Source organism: Embleya sp. L77 (assembly GCF_055557415.1).
In genome coordinates this window covers 4,455,605-4,480,048 of sequence record NZ_CM145709.1, presented here as the reverse complement: position 1 = coordinate 4,480,048, position 24,444 = coordinate 4,455,605, and the positions used below count along the sequence as shown (strand labels likewise).

The window sequence follows — 24,444 nt, the reverse complement described above, 5'->3', positions numbered from 1 at the left end:
CGCGTAGCGGACCAGCACCCCATCGCGGAGCGAGCGGCAGCCGCGGCTGCGAAGCAGACGAGCAACCCACCACCCGCACCACCAAGCAACTAAGCGACCAAGCGACCAAGCGACCAACCAGCCCCACAAACACGCACGGCCCACCCCCCAACGGCCGCGTAGCGGACCAGCACCCCATCGCGGAGCGAGCGGCAGACCGCGGCTGCGAAGCAGACGAGCACCGGGTCGCGGTCGTCGAGCACGTGGTGTGGGCCGATGACGACACCTGGTCGCTGAGCCCATACGTGCCGGGTGCCACGGTCGTCGGGTCGGCCTGATCCGGGTAAGGAACGCGCTCGGATCGGTGTCCCGAACGCCAAGAGCGCGTCAACGAGTGCCCCGGGCGGCCGGGTTCGGGGTGAGGCTTGGAGGTGGTCGAAGGGAGGCCGCCATGTTCGCCGCTATCCGCCGGGTCACCGCTATCCGCCGGGTCACCGGAATCCGCCGCATCGCCTCGATCCACCGGGCCGACGCACGCCGGGTCGAGGGCGGTCCGCAGGCCGTCGTGGTGCCGATCGCCCGGATGGACGCCGCCGCCGTCGCCGCGTTGTGCACCGCGCGCAGAACGGCCGGTCGGGCGATCGCCGTACACGTCACCCGGGCCGGCGAACAGGCTGCTCGGGATGCCCTGGTGGCCGCGTGGGATGCGTCCGGCGTGGATGCGCCGCTGAGCGTGGTGTACGACGAGCACGATCGGCTCGTCGAGGCACTGGCGACCTTCGTCCGCGGGCTGCCCGAGCGGCGGGTGGCCGTACTGCTTCCGGCCGACGCCGACTCGGCCCGCGGGCGTGGTCGGCGGCACGACGTCCTGGTCGACGCGCTGCGTGCGGAGGGCTGTGCGCTCCGGGTGGACCGCGCCGCCGCGCCGGCCGAGGCCGCGTCGACCGGGAGCGCTCCGGTCGAGGATCCTCGTCGTCCGCTGGTCACCGCGGCCTGACGCCGGTCCGCACCGGCCCGGCGGAGGCAGCCCGCGGCCGGTCCCGCACCATCGCCAACGCCGCCGCCACCGCCGCCGCGCCCGCACAGCCCGCCGCCACGGCGAAGGCCACCGCGTACCCGTGGGCGAGATGCGCCGGTGTCGGCCGCGCCCCGGTGGCCTCGGCCGCGATCGTGCTCAGTACGGCGAGCCCGACCGCGCCGCTCACCTGCCGGGTGGTGTTGAGCACGCCCGAGGCGAGTCCGGCGCTCTCGCGCGGCACGCCGGCCGTGGCCGATTGCGCGATCGGCGTGAAGCAGGCTCCGATGCCGAGCCCGAACAGGGCGCCCGGCAGGCCGACCGTCGGCCAGTACGAGGCGTGTTCGCCCATCCCCAGGGCCAGCCACAGGAAGCCCACCGCCGCGATCGCCGCCCCGCCGACGGTGATCCGCCGGGTGCCGTGTCCGGCCATCAACGCGCCGGCCCCACGTGCGCCGATCATCAGCGTGCCGGCGATCGGCAGGAAGGCCAGACCCGCCTCCAGCGGCGAGTAGTGGTGCACGCCTTGCAAGTAGAGCGACAGCAGCACCGGACTGGCGAAGAAGCCGAGGCCCATCAGGAGCATCACGACATTGGCGCCGGACACCGAGCGGGCCCGGAAGATGCCCAACGGGACCAGCGGCTCCCGGGCCCAACGCCACTGGTGGATCAGGAAGACGGCGAACAGCGCGAGGCCGCCGGCGACCGAGCCCCAGACCTCCGGCGCCGACCAGCCCTTCGGCACCGACTCCATCGTCCCGTAGACCGCCAGGGTCAGACCGCCGGTCGCAAGCAGCGCACCGACCAGGTCGATCCGCCCGCGCCGCCCGGCCCGCGGCCGGACCGGCAGCACCCGCCACGCGACCGACAGCGCGAGCACGCCCAGCGGGACGTTGACCAGGAACACCCAGCGCCAGTTCAGAAAATCGGTGAGCACCCCGCCGAGTACGGTGCCCGCGCCGCCGCCCACCGCGCCGACCATGCTCCACACCGTCAGCGCCCGGGTCCGCCGCGGCCCGTCCGGGAAGGTGTGCTGAAGCAGCGTCAACGTGGTCGGCATCAGCAGCGCGCCGCCCAGACCCTGTACGGCGCGGGCCGCGAGCAGCGTCCCGGGTCCGTCCGCGAGACCGCAGACGAGGCTGGCGAGAGTGAACAGGGCCAGGCCGGCCAACATCATCCGCCGGGTGCCGAAGAAGTCCGCACACCGACCGCCGATCAGCAGGAAGCCGGAGAAGGCGAGCGTGTACGCGTTCACCACCCACGGCAGCGCCGAGTCGGAGAAGTCCAGGTCGTCCCGGATCTCGGGGAGCGCGACGGCCACGATCGTGGCGTCCAGGATCACGATGAACACGGCCAGACAGGACAAGCCGAGCAGAACTCTCTCGGGTGTGCGCATGGGGTACTCCTTCGCCCGCTGGCGGATCGAGGCAGCCGGATGGCCGCCGACGAAGCAAAAGATTAGGCTCCCCTAAGTCATTTGTGAAGCCCTTTCACTAAGCACCCCGACCGGCAGACCCCCGGCGACCCGACGCCTCCCGGGCGTACCGTCGCGCCTACCGACACACGCCCGCCGGCTAGGCTTGACGCATGTCAGAGGCCCCGAGACCCGCGCTCCGCACGCCCCGGCTCGGCCGGCCGGCCCGCCTGGACCTGGACCGGATCGTGGCCGCCGCATCGGCCATGGACCTGGACACGCTGACGATGCAGGCGCTCGCCGAGCGGCTCGGCGTGGCCACCTCGGCGCTGTATCGATGGGTGGACGGGCGTGAGGGACTGCTCGATCTGGTCAGCAGCCGGATGGCGGAGCGGGTCGTGCCCGCGGTGCCGCCGACGGCCGAGACCTGGCAGGTGTGGCTGCTCGACCTGGCCCGGTCGGTGCGCCGCGAGTTCGGTGCCATCCCGGGCTTCGCCACGCGGATGCTCACCGGGCCGCACCGGGTCGCGGGACACCTGCCGATCGAGGAGGGCGCGGTCGCCGCGTTCATGCTCGGCGGCGCGGATCGCGAGCGCGCGCAGCAGTACTGGTACGTGTTCGCCGCCGCCGTGCTCGGGTGGACCTCGGTCGAGGAGGGCGGGCGCTTCCCGGTCGATCCGCCGATGGACTTCGAGGTGCTGCTCGACGTACTGATGCGCGGCTACCGGGCCTGAACACGCCCATCCGGGGTACCGAATCCGCACCCCGATCCGCACCCGAATCCGATCCGGGGTACGGAATCCGCACCCCGATCCGCACCCCAACCCAATCCGGGGTACCGAATCCGCACCCCACCCAGCACCCCAACCCGCACCCGAATCCGCATCCAACCCACCCCCCAACCCAAGCCCGGTCCCACCCCGCTTCCGAGCCCGCCCCGGCCGCGTGCACACCGGCGCCCGCGGCCGCCGGAACGGGTACGTGTCGCCGATCCCGGAACACGACCGTTTAGGCTGCCGGGGCGCTGTGCCCATCCACCGGAGGCCGAAGTGACCGAAAGCAGAGCAGGCGGACCGCCCGCGCGGCGTGGCCCCGGCGAGTTGGAGTCCGAGATCCTGTCGCTGCTGTGGACGTCGCCGACGGCGATGGGTGCGGGCGCGGTCCAGGAGCAACTGTCCGGCGAGCTGGCCTACACGACGGTGGTGACCATCCTGTCCCGCCTGCACGACAAGGGCGTGCTCCGGCGCACCCGGTCGGGCCGCTCGTACGTGTACGCGCCGATGTACGACGAGGCCGGGCTGGCCGCGCGGCGGATGCGACAGGTGCTGGACAAGGAGGGCGACCGGCAGGCGGTGCTCGCACGGTTCGTCTCCGACCTGTCCACCGACGACGAGGCGCTGCTGCGCCGGTTGTTGGAAGAGGGCGGGTCGTAGTCGCGTGCGCTGGATCGTCTACCTGCCGCTGCTCCTGCCGATAACCGCGGTACCCGTGGCCCGACTCGCGGTCGACCATCTCGCGCCGCGCCGCGTGGTGGGCCTGCTCACCGCGCTGACCTCGGTACTGGCGCTGTGCGCGACCATCAGCCTGGGCCTGCTGACCGTGGTGGGCACCGCGCAACTCCCGGGCGTACCGCTGCCCGACCACTGGTCGGACCCGCAGGTGCGCGCCTCCATTCCCAATGTCCAGGTGATCGGCTCGCTGGCGAGCGCGGCGTTGACCGCGGCCCTGGTGTGCGTGGCGGTCGTGTCGTGGCGTCGGCGGCGCGCGCTCGCGGTGCTGCGCGCGGGGGTCGCGGCGGCCGGCGACACGGAGTTGACCGTGTTGCCCACCGGGCCGCCGACCGCCTTCGCGCTCCCCGGGCGCCGGCCTCGGATCGTGGTCTCGGCGTCGATGCTGGCCCGGCTGGACGCGGACGAGCGACGGGCGCTGCTGGCCCACGAACGGGCCCATCTGAGCGGCCGACACGATCGGGTGCTGCTGGTGGCGACGCTGGCGATGTGCGCGCATCCGCTGCTGCGGCCGATGCGTACGGCGATCGCATACGCGCTGGAGCGCTGCGCGGACGAGGCCGCGGCGCGCGTGGTGGGCGATCGTCGGGTCGTGGCGCATGCGGTGGGCAAGGCCGCGCTGGCCGGGCCCATCACGCCGCGCGGTGCGATGGCCGCGACCGGCGGCCCGGTCCCGCGCCGGGTGGCCGCCCTGCTCGCGCCGACCCCGGCCGACCGCTGGCCCACCCCGTGGAGCCGACCCGGCGCGGCCACCCTGGTCGCCCTCGGCGGCGCCGCGCTCTCCACATGGGCCACCTGGGACGCGGCCATCGACCTACACGCCATCCTCCTGACGGCCGACCACATGTTGTGAGGTCGGCAGCCGCGATACGCGTCCGAACGATGCGCGATGCGATGGACGATACGACGTGCTGCACCCGGTCGACGCGATACAGGATGCGGTACGGGTGAACGCGAGCCGAGTAGTACCCCTGCAGCGGTTCCTCCAGGGGTTTTCCCAACCGGAACGGGTGCAGGAGCAGATCACCGGTCAACAGGCCCCGGACGGCCAATGCCTCGGCCAAGGGAATCTTCTCGGCCAAGGCACGGGCAGCTCCCGACGAGAGCTTGAGGCGGTAGGGGCTCGGGGGTGGGCGCCGAGGTCACGCCACATCCTGCGAGCCGGGTTGTTCGCGGCGGGCCCGGTCGGCCAACATCGCGTCGAGTTGCTCGGCTGTGACGCCTTCACCCTCCTCGAACTCGGCTTCCGTCCGAGCCAATTCCTCCAGGACACCACGCTCGCGCAACACGGCGAGGATCTCTTCGAGGGACTCGATGCGGTCCTCCAGGGCCTCCAGCTCACCGAGTGACACCAGTGCGACTGCGCCCCTGCCATTGCGGGTCACCGCGACGCGGCGACCGCTGCTTTCGACAAGGGAGATCAGCTCGGAGAAACGGCTGCGAACCTCTGCGATAGGCAGAATTATGGGCATACTCATGTACTTAGATTAGGACAGAATGCGAAGAACGGCATGCTGCGTCACTCGAATGGCGGTAGGGCTCGACTTACCGTCCTCGAGCGCCGGACAGGCCGATCGCCACCACCTCGGCTGATCGACCCCGCCTTCGGCCGAAGGGGCTCGACCGCCCGGCCGGGTCGTCTTCCGGACCCTGCCGGCAAGCAGTCCGGGGTGCCCTGCGCATTCGTGTGTTCGCATGGTCGTGAGGCGGTCGCCGGTCCGCCCCGCCCTCACCCCGATTTTCGTGCCGCCGCCAGCCTTCTCCCCGCCACCTCCAGGAAGCGGCGCAGGTCCGCCTCGCGCGGCAGCGCCGGCGGCAGGCGTTCGCCGTACGGCAGGCGCGTGCGGGCCTTGCGCCACAGGCGGTCCGGGAGGGTCTTCGGGTCCTGGTGGTAGCGCACCTTGGTGAGCAGTCGGCGGGCCTCGGCGTCGGCCGGGTTGAGCGCGAGGGTGACCGCCAGGTGTTCGGCGGCGGTGTTCCATCGGCCGCCGCGCGCCGCGCGTACCGCGTCGTTGAAGTGCCGGTCGGCCAACTCGACGAGGCCCGCGAGCGCACCCAGGTCGCCGCCACACGCCGGGCAGCGCTCGGTCAGGTCGGCGATCCGGCGGCGGCACAGGGGGCAGGTGATCGCGAACGCCATGTCATTTCTCCAGGGAGCTCTTCGGGAGCCGCAGCCCGATGTGCGGGGAGCCCTCCCGGATCTGTTCCATCCAGCGGTCCGCCCGGGCCCGCAGCGGCATGATCCGACCTCGATAGATCTCCACCAGCCGGCGATTGCCCGCCGCCTCGTCGCGCACGTCCACCTCGGCGGCGTCCTCGGCGATGGTGTCCAGCTCGCGCAGGTAGCCGTCCGCGTCGGCCCGGTGCCGGCCGGCGGAGGCCTGGTCCATCTCCTGGATCGAGCGGCGCAGGTGCTCGACCTCCTGAAGCACCGCGACCTGGAACTCGGCGGCGGTGAACTGCTGCGGCGAGCGGCCGCCGTGCAGCATGCGCTCGGCCGCGTTGATCCGATCCCGCACCGCCTCGTTGGCCAGGTGCCAGTCCATCTTGTTGCCCGCCGCGTAGGCCGCCCGACCGGTCGCCCGCAGGCCCGGGATCGCGCCGCGGAAGCGCTCCGCCTCGGCCGGGTCGTGATCCACCAGTCGGTCCGCCAGCCGGGCCAGAAAGGCAAGGTTGTCCTCGAACTCGCCGATCGCGGGGTTCAGCGCGCTGCCCGCCGTGGTGGCCACCCGCAGGCCCTGGACCAGCGTCTCCGCCTCCAGGATCTTGTGGTGCGTCTTGCCCGCGTCCACCCGGTCCCGGACCAGTTCGGCGATCTCGGCGAGCAGCCGGTCCAGCGCCGGACCGACTCGGATCGCGTCGGCGGCCGGGATCGCGTCCCGCTTCTCCGCCCAGCCGGTCAGCACCTGGCGGTGCCGCTCGGCCAGTTCCGGCCAGCCCGGGATCTCCCGACGGGGGATGTCGATCACCGCGCTGCCCTCGGCGCCGACCTGCGGCAGTCGTGCCTCGGCCCGGATGCTCCAGCCCGCCTCGAATTCGAGCGTCACCTCGACCGTCGAACCGACCGGCACATCCGTCGGCAGGTCCCGGATCGAGACCTCGCCGATCGGCACCAGGCCCTCGACCAGGCCGACTCGCAGACTGGACCCCTGCGACGCGGTCTCCAGCCGGAAATCGGTGCGGTAGGGCACCATCGTCCCGGCCCGGACCACCACGTGCAGGCCGTCCACCAACTCGACCGAGAAGTCGTGCGCGAGCACGTCGCCGGTCGCGTCGGAACGCGGCTTGCCGTCGGATTCGATCAGCAGTTGCCGGGCCTCGATCTCCCGCCCGTTCACCACGACCTGCACGGTGAAACCGTTCTCGCCCTCGCGCAACGGCACGTCGGCGAACAGGAATCGGCCCTCGGCATCGGCCGTTTCGGCCAGCTGTACCCGCCCGTCGTGCGAACCGAGCAGCACCTGCGCGCCCGCCGGCGAGGCCAGTTGCGGACCGGCCAGCACCCGACCGCCGATGTCGGTCTCCGGCGGCAGCGCCTCGGGCCGGTCCAGCTCCAGGTGTCCGCTGCGGCTGGGCACGTTCGCGGCCTTGAGGGCCGCGCCGAGCGCGACGCACAGGTCGGGGTTGAGCAACCGGGGCCCGCGCCCGAAGTGTTCGGTGAGCATCGTGGCCACCAGCGGAATCCGGGACGAGCCGCCGACCATGACGATCTCGTCCAGGTCGGCGGCACTCATCCCGGCCCGCAGCAGCGCCCGATCGCAGTCCTCCAGCGTGCCGCGGATCCGGTCCGCGATCATCTCCTCGAACTCCTCGCGGCGGATCGGCAGTCCGATGTTCATCGGGGTGCCGCGCCGGTCCTCGCAGTATTGGCTGACGATCTCGGTCTCCGGATAGCGGGACAGGTCGTGCTTGGCCCCCTCGGCGACCGAGAGCAGTTGCGCCTCGACCTTCCCGTCGGCCGGGTTCTCGGTGTCGATCGCCAGGTCGTACTCGGGCAGTTGGGCGGCGATCCAGGACACGATCCGGCGGTCGAAGTCGAACCCGCCCAAGTAGCGGTCGCCGCTGAACGAGCGGTTCTCAAAGCCCACTTCGGGATCCCACGTGACCACGGAGGTGTCGAACGTGCCACCGCCGAGGTCGTACACCAGGAACGTCTGCGGCTCGGTCAGCTCACGGGCCCGCTCGTGGGTGTAGGCGAGGGCCGCGGCCACCGGCTCGATCAGCGTCTCGACCACCTCCAGGCCGGCCGCCTGTCCCGCGCGCGTGGTCTCGTTCTTGGCCCGGGTCTCGAAGAACGCCGGCACGGTCACGATGGCGCGCTCGACCGGCACGCCCAGGGTCTCCTCGGCCACCTGCTTGAGGTGGCGCAGGATGTGCGTGGACGCCTCCAGCGGGGTCAGTCGCGCATGTCCGGCGGTGACCACCTGGTCGGTACCCATGTTGCGCTTGAAGAACATCGCGGGCGGCGCACCCGGCAGCCGGGCCTTGTTCTTGGCCAGCTGGCCGACAATCGCCCTGCCGCTCGGATCGATCCACACCGCCGAGGGCGTGGTCGGCGAGCGGTCCGGATTGGCCACGATCAGCGAGTCGCCGACCGGCCGCAACCGGCGGGCGGCGATCAGCTCCTCCTTCCCGGGGATCTCCGCGTCGGCCGGTATGGCGATGCACGAGTTGGTCGTGCCGAGGTCGATGCCGACCACGATGCTCATCTGGTGGTACCGCCTTCGTCGTTCGGGTCGTTCGGGTCGCTCGCCGGGCTCTGGGGGCTCGGGGCGTTCTCGTGGCTCGGGTGGTTCGCGTCGTTCGCGTCGCCCGCGTCGTTCGCGTCGCCCGCGTCGCTTGCGTCACCCGCGCCGTTCGCGCCGTTCGGGTCGTTCAGGTCGCCCGCGTCGCTCGAGTCGCCCGCGTCGCTTGCGTCACCCGCGCCGTTCGCGTCGTTCGGGTCGTTCGCGTCGTTCGCGTCGTTCAGGTCGTTCGCGTCGCTCGGGTCGCCCGCGTCGTTCGCGTCGCCCGCGTCGCTTGCGTCACCCGCGCCGTTCGCGCCGTTCGGGTCGTTCGCGTCGTTCGCGTCGTTCAGGTCGTTCGCGTCGCTCGGGTCGCCCGCGCCGTTCCGGTCGCTCGCGTCGCTCGGCCGGCTCGCGTCACCCCGGTCGCCGGCATCGCGCGAGTTGCCCGCGCCGTGCGAGGAGTCGCGATGCGGCGTGGCCGGCTCGGATGCCGCCGAATCGGGACCGTCGTCCGGCAGTTCCGCGCCGCCGGCCGACCCACCCGGCGCGATCGTCGGCTCCGGCCCGGCCTGCGCCGTCGGGCCGTCCGTCTCCCCCGGCTCCCCCGGCTCGCCGGACGCCTTCCCGGCCGGGCTCCGCTCGCCGCGCGCCCGCGCCGCACCCTCGCGCCGGGCCGGGGTGGGCACAAAGCCCAGCACGACCTGGGCGCGCCGGATCACCTCGCCGTCGTCCAGGAGCACACCCGGCCGCAGCGTCTTGGTCACGATCATCGCGCCCTCGTCGCCGCTGTCGGGCGCGTGCGCGACGTCCACGCGACGCCCCACCGCCGCGTACGCCTCGCCCACCGGATCGTCGAATCGCACCCCCGCTCGGTCCAGCGCGGTGGCGAACCGCCGGGCGATCGAGGCGAGCACGGTCGGCACCGGCTCGCCCTCCAGGCTGCCGCGCAGTTCGTGCAGCGCGACCGCGGCATCCGCGGCCAGGCCGATGTACCGCTCGTGCGTCGACTCCAGCCGCTTGCGCATCTCCTCACGGCCCGACTCGCGTTCGCGTGCCGCACGCCGCACCACGTCGTACACCAGCGCGAACGGCGGATCGAGCGGGCGCTCGGGGACCGGCCGTTCGGTCTCGGTGATCGCCATCGGGTCCGCCGCGAAATCCGCCGGCTCCGTCGGTGGGTCCGCCGCGAGGGGGCCCCGCTCGGGTGTCGCTGCCATCAGTGCGCCCCTTCTTCCGTCCACAACGGTACGAACTCGCGCGGCGCGGGAGCCGGCACCAGGCCGGCGAACACGCGCCGATCGATGCCGATCCTGGCCGGGCCGGTCGACTCCGGCGGGTCGAGTTCGGCGAACTCCTCGGCCAACTCCTCGGCCAGTTCCGCCGGATCCGGCCCGGGTCGCTCGGGCCGATGGGTGAGCAGTTCGGCGAGCAGCCGCCCGGCCGGGTCGGCCAGCGTCTCCTCCGCCGCGTTCACCTCGGCCGCACCGAGCACCCGCCCGTGCACCGGGAAGCGGTCCGCGCTGCGGGCGATCCGCTGTCTGCGCTTGCGCACCCGGGCCTTGATCGCCGCCCGGCCGGCCAGGTCCGGATCCAGGTCCAGGATCTGAAAGGCCGTACCCCGGTAGGGATTTCGACCCGCCTGCCAGGCCCAAGGGTTCTCCCGGGCGTTCTCGTTCGCGGCGCTGCTCATCGGGCGCTCAACTCCATTCGGACCCGCGCGCCGACGCCAGGGACAGCACGACGCCGCGGAGCGCGTTGACGATGTCGGGTTGGTTCGCCTCCGGATCGGCGGCCACCTCGTCCGCGAGCCGGCGAGCGGTGGCCAGGTCGTCCGGCAGCACGGTGTGCAGGTTGATCAGCACCCGCGCCATGAACAGCCGACCCCACGGCCCCGGCGCGGACATCGCCAGCGCCCGGCGCAGTGCGTCCCGGACATGGCCGTCCGGCAGGCCCTGGCGTTGTCGGGCGGTGGCGGCCAGGGCCCATTCCTCGGCGGCGAGTTGTTCCACGTCGCGGTACATGTTCTTGACCGCGAGGTCGCGGTCGAGTTCGAGCGCGCGCAGCAGGTGCCGGCCCGAGCGCAGGGTGGCCTGTTCCAGCGCGGCGGGTTCTGTCGCCGGGCCGGATTCCAGCTCGCGCACCACGATCCCGCGCCAGTATTCGTGCCTGGCCAGCTCGACCGCGAACGAGCCCTCCGGGGTGCCGATCTCGTCCCAGGCCGGCAGCACCAACCGGGCCACCCGCTCGACCAGCGGCTCGATCTTTCGGGCCCAGCCCGGTGCGGCGACCACGATCTCGATATGCCGCCGGGCCGCGTACAACAGGGCCCGGGCCAAGCCGAGGTTGCCCGGGTCCACCGCGAGCCACGACGCGAGCAGCTCGACCACCTCGTCGAAGCGGCCCTCCTCCACGTCGCGGGACGCCTCGGCGAGCACCTCGCGCACCAGGTCGGCTCGGGCCCCCAGGACCGCCGAGCGCGGGAAGCCGGACTCGCGGACCAGGTCCACGTGCGAGCGTGCGCGCAGCGGATCGTGGAGGCGGTGTTCGGCGGCCAGGGTCAGATGCGGCGCGAGCAGGTCGCGGGGCAACCGCTCGCGCACCTCCTGCACGGTCGCCGCCGGCACCTCGGTCCCGCCGACCGCCTCCAGGTGCTCGTGCATCCGGTCCCAGAACGCGCTGTCGTGGTAGAGCTCGGCCCAGTGCGCCAACGCCCTTTTCCAGTACGGGAATGCGGCCTCCGGATCACCGGCCGCCTCCAGGTCGTAGGCCCGCGCGTGCAGCGCCACCGCGAGATGGTGGGTGCGCCACGCGCCGCCGCCGCTCGTCCACAACTCCTCGGCCCGCGCGCTCCACGGTTGCGCATCGCCGCCGCTGCCCAGACTGGCGTACGCGTCGCCGTCCACCGTGTCCTCGCCGACCCCGTGTTCGCGCAGCCGGGCGGCGAACGCGCGCAGCGTCGCCCGATCAGTCATCGCCGCTCCCCACCACGAGCGTGTCCGCCGCGACCTCGACCCGGACCGAGGTGATCGGCCGCCCGGCCGCGTCGCCCTCGTCGAGCAGCCGCAGAATGCTCGGCACGACCGCGTTGACACAGCGGTTGACCCCGCGTGCGGCCTCCTCGGGCCGGCCGCGCCAGGCCACGGTGGCGATATGGTCGGCGGCCTCGTCGGTCCAGTGCAGTTCGACGCCGATCTGCTCGCGCAGCCGCGCGGCGAGCCGGACCAGGCCGTTCTCGGCGATCCCGCGCAGTTCGGTGGGGCCGAACGGCGAGTACAGGATCACCTCGTCCACGCGGTTGAGGAACTCGGGCCGGAAGAACCCCTCCATGGTGCGGCGCAGTCGCGCGCTCGCCGCGGTGTTGCCGGTGGAGCCCTCGGCCAGGATCGAGCCGATCAGGTTCTCCACGCTGTCCACGTCGTCCTCAACCGCCTCGGCCGCCGAGTGGGTCGCGCCCAGGTTGGTGGTCAGGATCACCACCGCGTCGTGCGCCTCGCGGACGGGGCCGGCCGGGTCGCTGATCCGACCCTCGTCGAGCAGCCGCAGCAGCGCGTCGAGCACCCGTGCGTCGGCCTTCTCCACCTCGTCGAACAGGAAGACCCGGCGCGGGTCGTCGCGCAGTCCGTTGGTCAACTTGCCCTCGCCGAAACCGACATAGCCGGGCGGCGCGCCGATGAAGTTGTTGATCGACTCGCGCGCGCTGAACTGCCCCATCTCGAAGACCAGAACATCATCCTCCGAGCCGTAGACGACCTGGGCGAGCAGCCGCGCGGTCATCGTCTTGCCCGACCCGCTGGGGCCGCACAGCAGCAGCGCCGCACGCGGTCGGTCGTCCGGTCGGAAGCCGCGGGCCAGCGAGCGCTTGATCAGCTCGATGTGGAAGGCCAGTCGCTCGACCACGCTCTCCTGGCCGATCAGCCGGGACCGGACCCAGCGCACCGCCTCCTCGGGGGAGAGCGGTTCGGCGACTCGGGTCGGCTCGGGCTCGGCGGGTTCGCGGTAGTAGGTGTCGGCGAAGCGGCGCAGCCGGTCCAGATCCAGGCCGATGTCACGGAAGAAGCCGGCCACCAGGCCGCTGGGAGTGTCCAGGAGCGCGGCCAGCAGGTCGCGTTCGGTGATCGGGCCGGCCGTCTGCGGGTCGGTGCCCGGGCCGGTCCCCGGGTCGGCTCGGGTCGCGGCGAAGGTCGCCGCCCGGCGCAGGGTGGACCGCAGCGACTCGTCCGGCCCGGCCGGCCCGGTGCCCGGCGCGGCGCGGCCCCGGGTGCCGGTGAGCGCGATGGTCTGTTCGCGCAGTGCCCGCACGTCGCGGCGCAGGAACAGGAAGGCCTGTTCGAGCAGGCCGCCCGGGGTGGTGGCGAGTGCGTGCAGCAACAGCGCGATGCCGCAGCGTTCGTGGCCGAGACCGGCCGCCTCGGTCGCCATCATCGCGAGCACCCGGCGGGCCCCCGGGCCGAACGGGCCGGGATCGATCGTCCCGTCGGCCCGCAGCACCTCCACCGCCGGGCGCGGCGCGGCCACCTCCGCCTGCCAGGCGGCCAGGTCGACCCGGCCGTAGCCGACGAGCAGGTCCACCGCGCCCACCTCCAGCCGCGGCAACAACTCGGCGAGCAGTGCACGTTCGTCGACGTATCCGGTGTCGGCCGCGGCCGTGAAGGCGAGCCGCAGATCGCCGGTGACCGGCAGGCCGCCCAGCAGGCCGGCGGCCGACCGACCGTTGTGGCCCGGGTCCGCGCCGGCGCCTGTGGCGGCCCCGCCGCCGAGTCCGCCGGCGCCGAGCAGACCGGCCGCGAGCACGTCGGGCGGGATGCCCTGGCGGTCGAACAGACCTGCCGCGCGCCCGCCGTCGATCCGGGCCAGCGCGATCAGCGCGTGCGCGACCTCGACGGTGTCCGCGCCGAGTTCGCGCGCCACCGCGGCGGCGCCGGCGAACCGACGGGTGGCCGCGAGCAGCGCGCTGTCGAACACCTGCTCCGGCACCCCCAGGATGTCCGTGTCCACGTCGTCGTCTCCCCCGCCTCGCTCGCCCGGCCCGCCGTCCACGTCGCCCCGGTTCACGCCTCGTCGCCGTCGAGCAGTCGCTCGGCCAGGTCCGCCCGGGCCCGGGCCACCTCCGGCCTGCCCGCGCCCAGGGCGCGTACACCCGAGGCCAGTATTCGGTACGCGGCGGCCGTCGAAACGGCCCGGCCGAGCCGCCCGGAGCGCAGCTCGGCGGGCAACGACTCCACCAGCGCGGCGGCCAGTTCGGGGTCGGCCCGGGTGACCCGGTGCAACACCAGGCCGGGCCCCAGCGGGGTACGCCGGGACCAGGCCGCGCCGTGGAGCTCGAACAGGTCGCGTGCCGCGCCGGCCACCATCGCGTCGTGGTCCTCCAACGCGCCCAGCAACAACCGCACCGGCCACGTGTCCGGATCCGGCCCGCCGGCGTCCCTGTCCTCGGCCTCGCGCAAGCCGCGCCGCAGCAGCCGGACCGCGCCCATGTCGTCGCCGCGCTCCAGCAGCTCCGCCGCCGCCGGCACCAGGGCCGCCGCCGAGCCGGATCGGGCGCCGGCGGCCGGTCGACCGTCCCGAGCCGCGACGGCGGCCCGGTGCAGCTCGCCGTACTCCGCGTGGTCCGGGTCCAGCATCGCCGCCTCGTACAGGAACCGCACCGCCCGGCCCGGGTCGCCGCCGACCAGTTCCCGATGCCCCTCGACGGCGAGCCGGTGGGCCAGCCGCGGGGCCGCCGCGGCGCACCCCCGCTCGAAGGCGAGCCGGTAACACGTCCGGGCCTCGGTCTCCGCGCCGCGGGCCGCCGCGCGATCGCCCAGCACACACGCCCAGTCGCCGCGCCCGGTCGGCGCACCCGGCGGCGCAACCACCGGCAGCAGCCGCCACAGGTCGTGGTCGAGGTGTCGGCAGGGCTGTTCGAAGCGCTCCTCCAGGCGTTCCAGCACGCGCGCGGTGGCGGCCACCCGCCAGTGCCGAACCGGCGCCCGCGGGTCCAGGCCGCCGAGCACCTCCAGGAGCGCCCGCTCCAGCGGGCGCGGCCCGTTCGCCAGCGCCTGCTCCAGGGTGCTCCAGGTCTCGACGAAACCGTCGCCCGGCTGCACCACCCACCAGCGCAGCACCGCGTCCACCGCGCGCGGGTACCGACCCTGTGGATCGCGCGCGAGCACGTCCGCGAGCATCCGCGCGGCGGTCTCCGCCTGCTGGGTGGCGACCGCCTCGACCTGACTCTCGATCAGTCCCCGGTTGCGGGCCACCTCGACGTCGGAGGCGTTGGCCAGAAAGTCCCGCATCGCGACGAGTCGAGGCTCCACCCCGTCCTCCCGATGCGTGGCCAACCGGAACGCCCGTACCGCCCCGGCATCCGACATGGCGTCTCCCCCGCGAACACGACCGGGCCGACGGCACCGGTCGCGACGACGTACAAGCAGCACGGTACTCGGCCACACCAACTGCGGGGAGCGCACCCGGCGAACCCGTCCCCGTAACGTGATCGTCACCGATGGTGAGTCCGCTTGCACCGGAAAACCCGGGTGAGAGCGGTCCCGAACATCGGGTAGTATTTCTCTCGCAGCAAGCGCCGCTAGCTCAGTTGGTTAGAGCAGCTGACTCTTAATCAGCGGGTCCGGGGTTCGAGTCCCTGGCGGCGCACAGCAGCAACACCGAGAAGGGCCCGCCGGTTTCCGGCGGGCCCTTTTTGGTCGGGCATCTTTCGCGCGGGCGCCTCGTGGGGGCACGTTTTTTTCTTTTCCCCCCTGTGGGGCGGGGTGGGGTGGGGTCGGGGGCGCGGCTAATCGGGCGCGGCCCGGGACGCGGGGCCCGCGAGCGGGGCGACCCGAGACGCGGCCGCAGGGAAGCAGGCGCGAGCCGGATCGCGGGCGCAACGAGGCGCCGACCCGAGACGCGCGCACAGCGACCCAGGCGTAACCCGAGGCGCAGGCGCAGCGGACGAAGCCCCGGAGTCGGGGGTGCGGCGAAGCGGGGGCGCCGGAGGCGCGAGCGCGGCGAAGCGGGGCCGCCGGAGTCGCGAGCGCGGCGAAACGGGCACACCGGAGTCGCGAGCGCGGCGAAACGGGCACACCGGAGTCGCGAGCGCGGCGAAACGGGCACACCGGAGTCGCGAGCGCGGCGAAACGGGCACACCGGAGGCGCGAGCGCGGCGAAACGGGCACACCGGAGGCGCGAGCGCGGCGAAACGGGGCCGCCAGAGTCGGGGGCACAACGCAGCGGGGCCGCCGGAGTCGCGAGTGCGGCGTTGCTGCTTGTTGGGCGCCTTCGGCGCCGGCTCGCGAGGCACCGCTTTTTCTTTCCCCCGCTTCGCTCCTCCAAGAAAAAGCGGCCCCTCGCTCGTGACTTCGTGTCCCTCCGCTTCGCTCCGGGCCACGAAGTCTTGGGTTTGCGGCTCCGCCGCTCTCCGCGCTTCGCGCGTCGATCACTGGGGCGGGCTGGGTCGGGGGCGCTGACGCGCCGGGGGTGGGCGTCCGGTGGGGTCGGGGCCGGGGGGGCGTCGGCGATCGGGGGGTGGGGGTGGTCAGCCGATTCGGCCCTTCCAGACCGACTCGCGGGCGCGGGAGATCGCTACGAACAGTTGCCTGCGTGCCAGCTCGTGGTGCTCCGCCAGGACCGCCTCGCTTGCGTCGACGAAGCCCGGCGCTCCGGCGGTTCGCACCGCGGCGTCGTACCTGGGCAGGAACACGTGCTTGAACTCCAGTCCCTTGGCCCGGCGATAGCTGCCGAGCTTGATCGCGTTCGCCTCCACGCCGTGGTAGCTCTCCAACGCCAGGACGGGCAGCCGGGCCTTGGTCAGAAGGCGGCGGTAGTGCTCGATGTCCTTGCGGGAGGGGCACAGTACGGCCGCGTCGCCGATCGCCCCGGCGTCCGCGAGCGCGCGCAGCGCGGCCACCAGCGCGCCGTCGTGTTCGGCGCCCGTCGGCCAGGTGCCCTCGAAGGTTTCGCCGTCGTGGTAGGTGAGTTCGACATCGCGGCGCCCGGAGAGCCGATCGCCGTCGAAGTCCTCGAAGTCGTCGTCGGCGACCACGGCCAACGCGGTCCGCAACACCCGCTCCCGGTTGCGGTAGTTGACCCGCAACACCTGGCCCCGGTCGCCGCGGATGTCGATGCCCGCGTCGGCCAGTCGGAATCCGCCCGGATAGACCGCCTGTTGCCCGTCGCCGATCAACAGCAGACCGTTGGGGGCGTCACCCACCAGAGCGTGCAGCAACTGCACCCCGACCAGAGTCAGATCCTGCACCTCGTCGACGATCACGGAGGTGTAGGACGTGCGCCCCGGCTCGCGTCGCACCTCCTCCAGGGCCATCCGCAGGACATCCCCGAAATCGTGTACGTCGCGCTCGATCCGCAACTGCTCGTACAGCTCGTACAGGGCCCAGACCGCTTCCCGGTCCGGCCTGCGCAGCAGGGTCTTTCGGCCGCGGCGGGGCAGCGCCGCGTACTGCGCGAAATCGGTGATGCCGCGGCCCTTGATCACGTACTCGATCTCGTCCTGCCAGTACTTCGGCGAGGGTGACAGCTCGGGGAGGCGGCCTTCGCGACGCGACCGCAGCCAGGCCAGGCCGAACGCGGTGTCCGCCGTGCCGCTGTCCAGCCGAACGCGGACACCGCGCTCGGCGAGCAGTTCCCGTGCCCAGGCGTGCAGGCTCCGAAAGTCCACCCGCTCGGCGACCCGCGGTGCCATCACCCGGAACAGCGTGCCCTGCACGCGCGGCAGGTTGTTGGCGAAGGTGACATAGAGGATCCGTCCGGTGCTGCGCTGGGCGAGGTGCGCGGCGCGGTGCAGCCCGACCACGGTCTTGCCGGTGCCGGCGGGGCCGCTGATCCGGGCGGGACCGGTCCAGTTGCGCCGGACCAGGCCGACCTGGTCGGGATGCAGCACCGTCATCCACTGCTCGATCGGGCCGCGCCGCTCGGCGTCGAGGGTCGCCGCCAGCAGCGCTTCCCCGTCGAACAGGGCCGGCTCCTCGGCGACCTCACCAACCTGGCTGCCCTCGCGCCGATCGGGCGGCGGGATCGCCCACGGCCGGTGGTGCGGAAAGGTTCGACCCAAATGCTCCGCGACGGCACGCACGGTCGCGACCCGCAGCTTGTGCGTGGCGCCGGCCAGCGCGGGAGCCAGCTCGCGTTCGCCGAGCAGCCGGACCCGGCCCAGCCGCCGGTCGACGGGGTGACCGGCGAAGACGATCAGCGGTTCGACGGCGATCGGCGCCAGACCCAGTTCCTGGACGGCGGACTCGGTGCTCCGGGTGGCGGCGAGAAGGGCGTCCACCACGTGCTCGCGGCTTCGACCGTCGACCCGCAGACATCCGTCGACCAGTTCCGGAGCGGCCGGCTCGTCCTCGACGTGGAGCACGAACACCCCGCCGGGACCCACCGCCAGTAGACCCGCGGGCGAACTCTCGGCCCCCGGCCGCCGCCGGTCGATCAGCAACCGCCAACCCTGGCCGGTCAACACGAGAAGTTGCGCGACGACCCGCCGTTCCCCCTCCGAGCCGGCCGACCTCCGGGCCTCCCGTCGAGCCACCGCGGCCCGCTCCCGAAGCTCCCGCTCCCGCGTCCGCCGCCGCATCGCATCATCGGATGACACATCGCACCCCCGCCCCCACGACGAGTTACGACTGTAGTCGGCAGCACACCACCCCGGAAGTGGGTCGACCTCGGCCGAGCGGCCGTGCGGGACCGGCGCCGCTCCTCAGCCCTTGCGCAGTTCGTAGCGGAGGCTCCGGTCCGGATCGCCGATCTCGGTGAACAGGCGGGGATGTCCGTGCGAGCCGCGTGGCCGGAGAGCCTCCAGGATGAACTCCCGCGGCGCAGACGGCGACTGCGAGCCGTCGGCGGCCGGCCCGGACAGCGTGAGCGCACCCTTCTCGTAGGTCCAACGGCCCTCCCCCGACCACCGCTCACCGAGCGGCACGGGCAGGTGGTCGGGCTCGCTCTGTTGCCACGGCAATCCGGGCAGGCCAGTCGCAACGAATCGCCCGTCGGCGGTCAGCGTCACCACGGCACCGGCCCTGTCGTGCCAGGTACCGACGAATTCGTCGTGGGACAGAGTGACCGAGAGCGGGCCGGTGGCCACGTACACCGAGCCGACCCAGCACACCGGGAGCGCCAGGAAGCAACAGGCCACGACGGACGCACGGCTCGCGAAATCGAGCCCGTCCCCGCGCAGTTCCGCCCAGGTCCGGTCCACCGCGGGTTCCGCTCGACGACCGGTCCGGGCCCGGGTCAGCCCGACCACCAGCACGATCGCGGCGAGTGCGGCGAGCACCGCCACCGCGCGAAAGGCCGCGTCCGCTCCGCGTACCCAGGCGTCGGCACCACGGCCCGCGGAGTCCGCGGACAGGCCCACTCCGACCGAGGTCCACCAGGCCACCCACATCCCGATCCACGACGTCCACCACGCCCGCAGTACGGCCCGCAACCACGCGGCGGTGGCGGTGGCGGCCACGATCGCCCGCATCAGGCCGAAGGGGGCCCACCACTGGTGGACCGGGATCAGCCAGGGCACGACCGCCGACCGGGTCAGCTCCCGGGAAAGTTCACCCGGGCGAAAAAGGGCGTCGGACCGCATGACGGCCACCCAGGCCAGGAACGGGACGCCCGCGACGACGAGCCCGACGATCCATCGCGGTCCGTCGTCCCCGTCGTACTGGCGACCCGTCAGCGCCTCTCGGAACGCGAGCGCGTGATCCCCGGCGACGACGGCCAGGGCGAGCACCGTGAGCAGCGCCCACCCTCGCATTCCGGACCGTGGCCGCGGTGGGCGCGGTGGCGGTGGTCCCTGCGCCGCCACCCACGGCGTCGACCCGCTCGATCCGCTCGTCCCGCTCCGCATCGCGCAGCCCTCCCCGGTGGCGCCCCCGCCCGGGTCGCATTGTCCTCACACTTGCCCGCGGGCCGGCCGGCGGGAGGGCGGGCCGGCGGCTATCGCAGGTAGTCCTCCAGCAGGGCCGGGGTCAGGCCCGCGGCGCGGGTTTGGTCCACGAAGGACTGGATGTCCGCCTTGAATTCCTTGCGGAAGTGCATGAGCACGATGTCGCCCGGGCGGAGTCGGTCGCCGACGGCGAATTGCATGCTGCCCTTGCGGATCTCGGCGCTCCAGTGCACGACCTGCCCGATGGCGCAATCGCCCGCAGCGCGCATCGTCTTCTCGTCGTGGTTTCCGTACGGCGGGCGCAGCAGCGTCGGGCGCTTGCCGAATTCGCGTTCGTAGGCGTCGGATGTGCCGCAGATCTGGTTCTTTTGCAGGTCGTACGGCTTGCCCTGGAGATCGGGGTGGTCGAGGGTGTGATTCTCGATCGCGCCGCCGGTCTCGTCGCGCATCCGCCGGAAGAACTCCGCGTCCTGCTTCGCGTATTGATCGGTCAGGAACAGCGTCGGCCGGATCCCCGCCTCGCGCAGCACCCGAATCATCTCCGGGTCCTTGTACGCACCGTAGTCGATGGTCAGGAACGCGACCCGGTCCCGGGTCGATATTCGATACACCGGCTTTTCCGGTCACCAAGCCGTTCGACACCGTGGTCCTGCCGGCCCGGATCCGGGCCCTGCTGCGACGCGCGCAGCGCACCGAGGGTCCGGACGCGGACCCGGGGCCGCTGCGGTTCGATGACCTGGAGATCGACCCGGACGGCGTCCAGGTGCGTCGGGGCGACGCGGTGCCGGCGCTGACGCCGACCGAGATGAAGCTGCTGCTGCGGTTCGCCGAATCGCCGGGCACGGTGCTCAGTCGGGACACCCTGCTCGAAGGCGTGTGGGAGTACGCGTGGGGCGGGGACACGCGCGTGGTGGACGTGCACGTGCAGCGGCTGCGCAACAAGATCGGCGCGCACCGGATCGAGACGGTGCGCGGCTTCGGCTACAAGTTGCGGCCCGGGTCGGCCGGGTGAGCCTGCGCTGGCGCATCTCGGCGGTGGTCACGGTGGTCAGCGTGGCGGTCGCCCTCGCGCTCAGCCTGACCGTGCACTTCGCGTTCGAGTACAAGCAGGCGGACGAGGCGCGCAAACTCCAAGTCGACCGGATCGACCTGGCCCTGCGCGAGTTCGCCCGGACCGGGCAGCCGACGTTCGGCAGCCGGGTGGACGATCCGCAACTGCCCGGGGCGCTGCGACAGGCGGTACGCGGCGGCGATCGGGCCACCGAACTGTCCGACGGCTGGATCTGGGCGGCGGTCGGGGTGGACGGGCACGTGTTGTCGCTGCGATCCAGCTACCGGGATCGGACCAGCGACCTGGCCTCGCTGGACCGGGTCCTGATGCTCGGCGCGGTGTGCGTGGTGGTCTGCGGCGCCGGGGTGGGCGTGCTGATCGGGGCGCGGCTGTCGCGTCGACTGCGCCGGGCGGCCGATGCGGCCCGGCGGGTCGCCGCCGGCGAGCGCTCGATCCGGGTCCGGTCGGCGATCGGCGGCAGCACCCGGGACGAGGCCGCCGAACTGGCCACGGCGGTGGATGCGATGGCGGACGCCTTGCAGGCTCGGCTGGACGCCGAACGCCGGGTCACCGCCGACGTCGCGCACGAACTGCGCACACCGCCGACCGGGTTGAGCGCCGCCGCCGACCTGCTGCCCACCGATCGGCCGGGCGAGTTGGTCCGGGACCGGGTACGGGCGCCGCGCTCGCTGGTGGAGGACGTGTTGGAGGTCGCACGGTTGGACACCGCGACCCAGCGCGCGGACCTGACCGAAGTGCCACTGGGCGCGTTCGCCGCCCGGCGGGTGGCGGCGATCGCACCCGCGGCCGAGGTACGGGTGGCGGACGACGAGGTGGTGATCACCGACCCGCGACGCCTGGAACGCATCCTGGCCAACCCGGTGGTGGTCGAGGTGGACGGCCCACGCATCGGAGTCCGCGACGCGGGCCCGGGCTTCCCACCCACCCTCCTCCGCGAGGGCCCGAGCCGCTTCCGCAAAGGCACCGACGACCGAGCGTTAGGCGGCCACGGCCTGGGCCTCACCATCGCCGTGGGCCAAGCAGCAGTACTGGGCGCCTCCTTGACCCTCACCAACCCACCCACAGGCGGCGCCCTCGCAGAACTGACCCTGCCTTCGGGCCCCACGTAACGCCGCCCCCTCCGCGCCCTGCGCCACACACGAACCCTGCAAACCCACCCCACTCCGCAGCAACCCACCGAGGCAGTCCCATGTGGACGGGTTGGCTGCGCTAAGCACCCGGCCTCCCCCAGGCCGCCGACCTCGCCCACCCCCGGCGCGTCAGCGCCCCCGACCCAGCCCGCCCCCAGTGATCGACGCGCGAAGCGCGGAGAGCGGCGGAGCCGCAAAGTGTGGACGGTGTGACCCGGAGCGAAGCGGAGGGACACACCGTCCCGAGCGAGGGGCCACTTTTTTCTCGGAGGAGCGAAGCGGGGGAGAGAAAAAAGTGGTGCCTCGCGAGCCGGCGCCGAAGGCGCCCAACAAGCAGCAACGCCGCACTCGCGACTCTGGCGGGCATGCTTCGCCGCGTCCTCGACTCCGGCGCGCCCGCTTCGCCGCACCCCCGACTCCGGCACACCCGCTTCGCCGCACCCCCGACTCCGGCACACCCGCTTCGCCGCCCCCACGACTCGGCCCGCCCCCGCTTCGCCGCACCCCCCGACCCTGCCCACCCCGATTCGCTCCCCCACGCCCCCGCAGGCCCCACTCGCCGCCCTCACGACCCGCCCAACAAACCCGCCCAAGCAAACCCACCCAACCAACCCACCCCACCCGCAACCATGTGAGGTGCCCTTGATCTTCCGGACAGCGACCCACGTAGGGTTGCAGTGAACCGGAAAGAGAAAGCACGTGCCGCAAAGATATACGCAGCAGTTCAAGGACGAGGCCGTTCGCATGGTGTTGGACGGTCCTCGCCCGATCATCCACGTCGCGCGCGAGTTGGGGATCAGCGACACCACTCTCGGGAACTGGGTCGCGCGATACCGCAGGGCCACGACGGAACCCGTGTCGACGTCGCGAGGCGACGAACCCGTGACCGCGCGGGAGCGGGAACTCGAACGCGAGAATCAAAAACTCCGCGAAGAGAACGCCTTCCTGGTAAAAGCAAGCGCCTTCTTCGCCCGCAACCATCGGTGAGTTCCCGTTATGAACTCGTCGACGCGGAGAAGGCCGACTTCCGCATTGCCGACATGTGTCGATGGCTCGACGTCTCCCGATCCGGATATTACGAATGGAGGACCCGTCCGGAATCCGCCACGGCGCGGCGACGCCAACGCCTGACCACGGCGATAAAAGAGATCTTCGCGGCGAATCACGAGACCTACGGATACCGCCGGGTCCACGCCGTCCTTGCCCGCTCCGGCGAGACCGCCTCGCCGGAGCTCGTCCGCGCGCTCATGCGTGCCCAGGGCCTGACGCCCTGCCAGCCCCGGCCATGGAGGGTCCTCACCACGCGGCCCGGCGACGCGCACCCGCGCATCCCCGACCTGGTCCGCCGCGACTTCACCGCGGACCGGCCGGGAAACAAACTCGTCGGCGACGTCACCTACATTCCGACCTGGCAGGGATTCCTTTATCTCGCCACGGTCATCGACTGCCACAGCAAGGCGGTCGTCGGTTGGGCAATGGCGGATCATTACAAGACCTCGCTCGTCGTCTCGGCACTCGACATGGCCCGAGGGCGCATGAAAATCGGGAAGGACGCGATCTTCCACTCGGATCGTGGCAGCAACTACACGTCGGAGGAATTCGCCCGGACTCTGAACCGTCACGGCATGCGCCAGTCGGTCGGACGCACCGGCGTATGCTGGGACAACGCGATGGCGGAGTCGTTCTTCGGCGCGCTGAAGAACGAATGCCTGAACCGTTACGTCTTCACGGACCATGCGAAGGCACGCCGCGAAGTTGTCAGATACATCGAGGGCTTCTATAATCGCCGACGAATCCATTCGGGTCTGGGATACCGTACGCCGCTTGAAGCTCTCCGGGACCACGACAAACTCGGTCTCGCGGCGTAAAAGACAGAGAAGCCAGGCGTCCGGAAAAGGAAGGGCTCCTCAATGGCAGACTGCCCCACTCCCCCCCGGCGCATCAGCGCGCCCTCGACTCCGCCCACTTCCGCCCACCTCCGCCCACCCCCAAAGATCGACGCGTGCAACTCCGAGAGCCGCCGAGCCGCAAGCGTGGACCTCGCGCCCCGGAGCGAAGCGTGAGGACACGAAGTCCCGAGCGAGGGGCCAACGTCGCCCGACAAGAAGGAGCGCCCCGTGAGTCATGTGGTCGGGTTGTTGTTGGCCGCCGGGGGTGGGCGGCGGCTCGGGGGGCGGGCCAAGGCTCGGTTGCGGCACCGGGGGCGGCCGCTGGTCGAGTTCGGGGTCGGCGAGTTGCTGCGCGGCGGGTGCGACCGGGTCGTGGTGGTGCTCGGGGCGGAGGCCGACGCCGTGCTGGCCGAGGCGGATCTGGGCGGCGCCGTCGTGGTGCGCAACGACGACTGGGCGAGCGGCATGGGCTCCTCGCTCGCCGCCGGAGTCGCCGCCCTGCCCACCGACGCCGAGTCCTTCGTGGTCACCCTCGTGGACATGCCCGGCGTGGGCGCCCCCGCCGTCGCGCGCCTGATCGCAGCGTCCGGCACGCCCGAGGACCTGATCGCGGCGGCCTACGCCGGCAAGCGGGGCCACCCCGTCCTGTTCGGCCGCGCCTGGTGGCCCGAACTGGCCCGCACGGCCGAGGGCGACGCCGGCGCCCGGGTCCTGCTCGCCGAACAGCGCGCTCGGCTACGGCTGATCGAGTGTGCCGACATCGCCGATCCGTTCGACATCGACACACCCGGCGACCTGGACCGACTCGACCCCTGAACGACGTACGGACCCGGCCCACCC

General features: G+C 72.6%; 19 protein-coding genes, 1 tRNA gene and 1 pseudogene. 9 read left to right on the top strand and 12 right to left on the bottom strand.

What is annotated here, in order from left to right; genetic code table 11:
• The first annotated feature begins 430 nt into the window (after positions 1 to 430).
• Entirely contained in the window at positions 431 to 976 is a 546-nt protein-coding gene (locus ACZOOI_RS19225; protein ID WP_465277014.1) for a hypothetical protein, read from the top strand.
• On the opposite strand, the gene ACZOOI_RS19220 is transcribed toward ACZOOI_RS19225, so the two are convergent.
• A complete protein-coding gene (locus ACZOOI_RS19220; RefSeq protein WP_465277013.1) occupies positions 963 to 2,390 on the bottom strand; it encodes a DHA2 family efflux MFS transporter permease subunit in 1,428 nt (475 codons plus the stop codon). The genes ACZOOI_RS19225 and ACZOOI_RS19220 overlap by 14 nt on opposite strands.
• Positions 2,391 to 2,581: 191 nt before the next feature.
• Here ACZOOI_RS19220 and ACZOOI_RS19215 point away from each other — a divergent pair, with 191 nt between their 5' ends.
• From ACZOOI_RS19215 to ACZOOI_RS19205, 3 genes are all read left to right on the top strand, one after another.
• Positions 2,582 to 3,142 carry a TetR family transcriptional regulator gene (locus tag ACZOOI_RS19215; RefSeq protein WP_465277012.1) on the top strand — a complete coding sequence of 187 codons (561 nt, stop codon included), beginning with the start codon at positions 2,582 to 2,584 and terminating at the stop codon, positions 3,140 to 3,142.
• 315 nt (positions 3,143 to 3,457) lie between these two features.
• Positions 3,458 to 3,841, top strand: a complete 384-nt coding sequence (locus tag ACZOOI_RS19210; RefSeq protein ID WP_391583037.1) for a BlaI/MecI/CopY family transcriptional regulator — start codon at positions 3,458 to 3,460, stop codon at positions 3,839 to 3,841.
• A gap of 4 nt (positions 3,842 to 3,845) precedes the next feature.
• A complete protein-coding gene (locus tag ACZOOI_RS19205; RefSeq protein WP_465277011.1) occupies positions 3,846 to 4,769 on the top strand; it encodes a M56 family metallopeptidase in 924 nt (307 codons plus the stop codon).
• Between the two features lie 289 nt (positions 4,770 to 5,058).
• Here ACZOOI_RS19205 and ACZOOI_RS19200 read toward each other — a convergent pair whose 3' ends face one another.
• The 8 genes from ACZOOI_RS19200 to ACZOOI_RS19165 all read right to left on the bottom strand — a co-directional run bounded on the left by ACZOOI_RS19200 (position 5,059) and on the right by ACZOOI_RS19165 (position 14,996).
• The gene (locus ACZOOI_RS19200; protein ID WP_465277010.1) at positions 5,059 to 5,394 is read right to left on the bottom strand and encodes a type II toxin-antitoxin system Phd/YefM family antitoxin; all 336 of its coding nucleotides are present in this window, start codon (positions 5,392 to 5,394) and stop codon (positions 5,059 to 5,061) included.
• Between the two features lie 251 nt (positions 5,395 to 5,645).
• The gene (locus ACZOOI_RS19195; RefSeq protein ID WP_465277009.1) at positions 5,646 to 6,056 is read right to left on the bottom strand and encodes a hypothetical protein; all 411 of its coding nucleotides are present in this window, start codon (positions 6,054 to 6,056) and stop codon (positions 5,646 to 5,648) included.
• 1 nt (position 6,057) lies between these two features.
• The gene (locus ACZOOI_RS19190) at positions 6,058 to 8,625 is read right to left on the bottom strand and encodes an Hsp70 family protein (protein WP_465277008.1); all 2,568 of its coding nucleotides are present in this window, start codon (positions 8,623 to 8,625) and stop codon (positions 6,058 to 6,060) included.
• Positions 8,622 to 9,860 (bottom strand): hypothetical protein, encoded by a 1,239-nt coding sequence (locus tag ACZOOI_RS19185; protein ID WP_465277007.1) that lies wholly within the window; start codon positions 9,858 to 9,860, stop codon positions 8,622 to 8,624. The genes ACZOOI_RS19190 and ACZOOI_RS19185 overlap by 4 nt, the downstream gene beginning before the upstream one ends.
• Positions 9,860 to 10,333 (bottom strand): hypothetical protein, encoded by a 474-nt coding sequence (locus tag ACZOOI_RS19180; protein ID WP_465277006.1) that lies wholly within the window; start codon positions 10,331 to 10,333, stop codon positions 9,860 to 9,862. Before ACZOOI_RS19180 ends, ACZOOI_RS19185 begins: the two co-directional genes overlap by 1 nt.
• A 7-nt stretch (positions 10,334 to 10,340) precedes the next feature.
• A complete protein-coding gene (locus tag ACZOOI_RS19175; RefSeq protein ID WP_465277005.1) occupies positions 10,341 to 11,615 on the bottom strand; it encodes a hypothetical protein in 1,275 nt (424 codons plus the stop codon).
• Positions 11,608 to 13,638 carry a Clp protease N-terminal domain-containing protein gene (locus ACZOOI_RS19170; protein ID WP_465277004.1) on the bottom strand — a complete coding sequence of 677 codons (2,031 nt, stop codon included), beginning with the start codon at positions 13,636 to 13,638 and terminating at the stop codon, positions 11,608 to 11,610. Before ACZOOI_RS19170 ends, ACZOOI_RS19175 begins: the two co-directional genes overlap by 8 nt.
• A 53-nt stretch (positions 13,639 to 13,691) precedes the next feature.
• Complete coding sequence (locus ACZOOI_RS19165) at positions 13,692 to 14,996, bottom strand: hypothetical protein (RefSeq protein WP_465277003.1); 1,305 nt, start codon at positions 14,994 to 14,996, stop codon at positions 13,692 to 13,694.
• A 206-nt stretch (positions 14,997 to 15,202) separates the two neighbouring features.
• On the opposite strand from ACZOOI_RS19165, the gene ACZOOI_RS19160 reads away from it, so the two are divergent.
• Positions 15,203 to 15,276 (top strand) — tRNA-Lys (locus ACZOOI_RS19160).
• 880 nt (positions 15,277 to 16,156) lie between these two features.
• Here the strand turns inward: ACZOOI_RS19160 and ACZOOI_RS19155 are convergent.
• The 3 genes from ACZOOI_RS19155 to ACZOOI_RS19145 form a co-directional block, all read right to left on the bottom strand.
• Complete coding sequence (locus ACZOOI_RS19155; protein WP_465277002.1) at positions 16,157 to 18,208, bottom strand: UvrD-helicase domain-containing protein; 2,052 nt, start codon at positions 18,206 to 18,208, stop codon at positions 16,157 to 16,159.
• Between the two features lie 123 nt (positions 18,209 to 18,331).
• Positions 18,332 to 19,381 carry a DUF4328 domain-containing protein gene (locus ACZOOI_RS19150; RefSeq protein ID WP_465277001.1) on the bottom strand — a complete coding sequence of 350 codons (1,050 nt, stop codon included), beginning with the start codon at positions 19,379 to 19,381 and terminating at the stop codon, positions 18,332 to 18,334.
• Positions 19,382 to 19,563: 182 nt separating this feature from the next.
• Positions 19,564 to 20,124: a polysaccharide deacetylase family protein gene (locus ACZOOI_RS19145; RefSeq protein ID WP_465277000.1), complete on the bottom strand. Its 561-nt coding sequence runs from the start codon at positions 20,122 to 20,124 to the stop codon at positions 19,564 to 19,566.
• 11 nt (positions 20,125 to 20,135) lie between these two features.
• Between ACZOOI_RS19145 and ACZOOI_RS19140 the strand changes: the two are divergent.
• The 4 genes and pseudogenes from ACZOOI_RS19140 to ACZOOI_RS19125 all read left to right on the top strand — a co-directional run.
• Positions 20,136 to 20,525 (top strand): annotated as a pseudogene (locus ACZOOI_RS19140) (response regulator transcription factor); the annotation flags it as partial.
• The gene (locus tag ACZOOI_RS19135) at positions 20,522 to 21,694 is read left to right on the top strand and encodes a sensor histidine kinase (protein WP_465276999.1); all 1,173 of its coding nucleotides are present in this window, start codon (positions 20,522 to 20,524) and stop codon (positions 21,692 to 21,694) included. The pseudogene ACZOOI_RS19140 and the gene ACZOOI_RS19135, both read left to right, overlap by 4 nt.
• A 765-nt stretch (positions 21,695 to 22,459) precedes the next feature.
• Positions 22,460 to 23,583, top strand: a protein-coding gene (locus ACZOOI_RS19130) for an IS3 family transposase (RefSeq protein WP_465281237.1) whose coding sequence is annotated in 2 segments (ribosomal slippage) — positions 22,460 to 22,664 and positions 22,664 to 23,583 — 1,125 coding nt in all. Because the reading frame shifts where the segments join, the coding sequence is not laid out codon by codon here.
• Positions 23,584 to 23,832: 249 nt separating this feature from the next.
• Positions 23,833 to 24,420 carry a nucleotidyltransferase family protein gene (locus ACZOOI_RS19125; protein WP_465276998.1) on the top strand — a complete coding sequence of 196 codons (588 nt, stop codon included), beginning with the start codon at positions 23,833 to 23,835 and terminating at the stop codon, positions 24,418 to 24,420.
• The last annotated feature ends 24 nt before the right edge of the window (positions 24,421 to 24,444 follow it).

Bases quoted from the DNA above. Each gene is read 5' to 3' on its own strand.
- ACZOOI_RS19225 (WP_465277014.1), top strand. From the start codon at position 431: ATGTTCGCCGCTATCCGCCGGGTCACCGCTATCCGCCGGGTCACCGGA.
- ACZOOI_RS19220 (WP_465277013.1), bottom strand. From the start codon at position 2,390: ATGCGCACACCCGAGAGAGTTCTGCTCGGCTTGTCCTGTCTGGCCGTG.
- ACZOOI_RS19215 (WP_465277012.1), top strand. From the start codon at position 2,582: ATGTCAGAGGCCCCGAGACCCGCGCTCCGCACGCCCCGGCTCGGCCGG.
- ACZOOI_RS19200 (WP_465277010.1), bottom strand. From the start codon at position 5,394: ATGAGTATGCCCATAATTCTGCCTATCGCAGAGGTTCGCAGCCGTTTC.
- ACZOOI_RS19195 (WP_465277009.1), bottom strand. From the start codon at position 6,056: ATGGCGTTCGCGATCACCTGCCCCCTGTGCCGCCGCCGGATCGCCGAC.
- ACZOOI_RS19190 (WP_465277008.1), bottom strand. From the start codon at position 8,625: ATGAGCATCGTGGTCGGCATCGACCTCGGCACGACCAACTCGTGCATC.
- ACZOOI_RS19185 (WP_465277007.1), bottom strand. From the start codon at position 9,860: ATGGCAGCGACACCCGAGCGGGGCCCCCTCGCGGCGGACCCACCGACG.
- ACZOOI_RS19180 (WP_465277006.1), bottom strand. From the start codon at position 10,333: ATGAGCAGCGCCGCGAACGAGAACGCCCGGGAGAACCCTTGGGCCTGG.
- ACZOOI_RS19175 (WP_465277005.1), bottom strand. From the start codon at position 11,615: ATGACTGATCGGGCGACGCTGCGCGCGTTCGCCGCCCGGCTGCGCGAA.
- ACZOOI_RS19165 (WP_465277003.1), bottom strand. From the start codon at position 14,996: ATGTCGGATGCCGGGGCGGTACGGGCGTTCCGGTTGGCCACGCATCGG.
- ACZOOI_RS19155 (WP_465277002.1), bottom strand. From the start codon at position 18,208: ATGCGGCGGCGGACGCGGGAGCGGGAGCTTCGGGAGCGGGCCGCGGTG.
- ACZOOI_RS19150 (WP_465277001.1), bottom strand. From the start codon at position 19,381: ATGCGAGGGTGGGCGCTGCTCACGGTGCTCGCCCTGGCCGTCGTCGCC.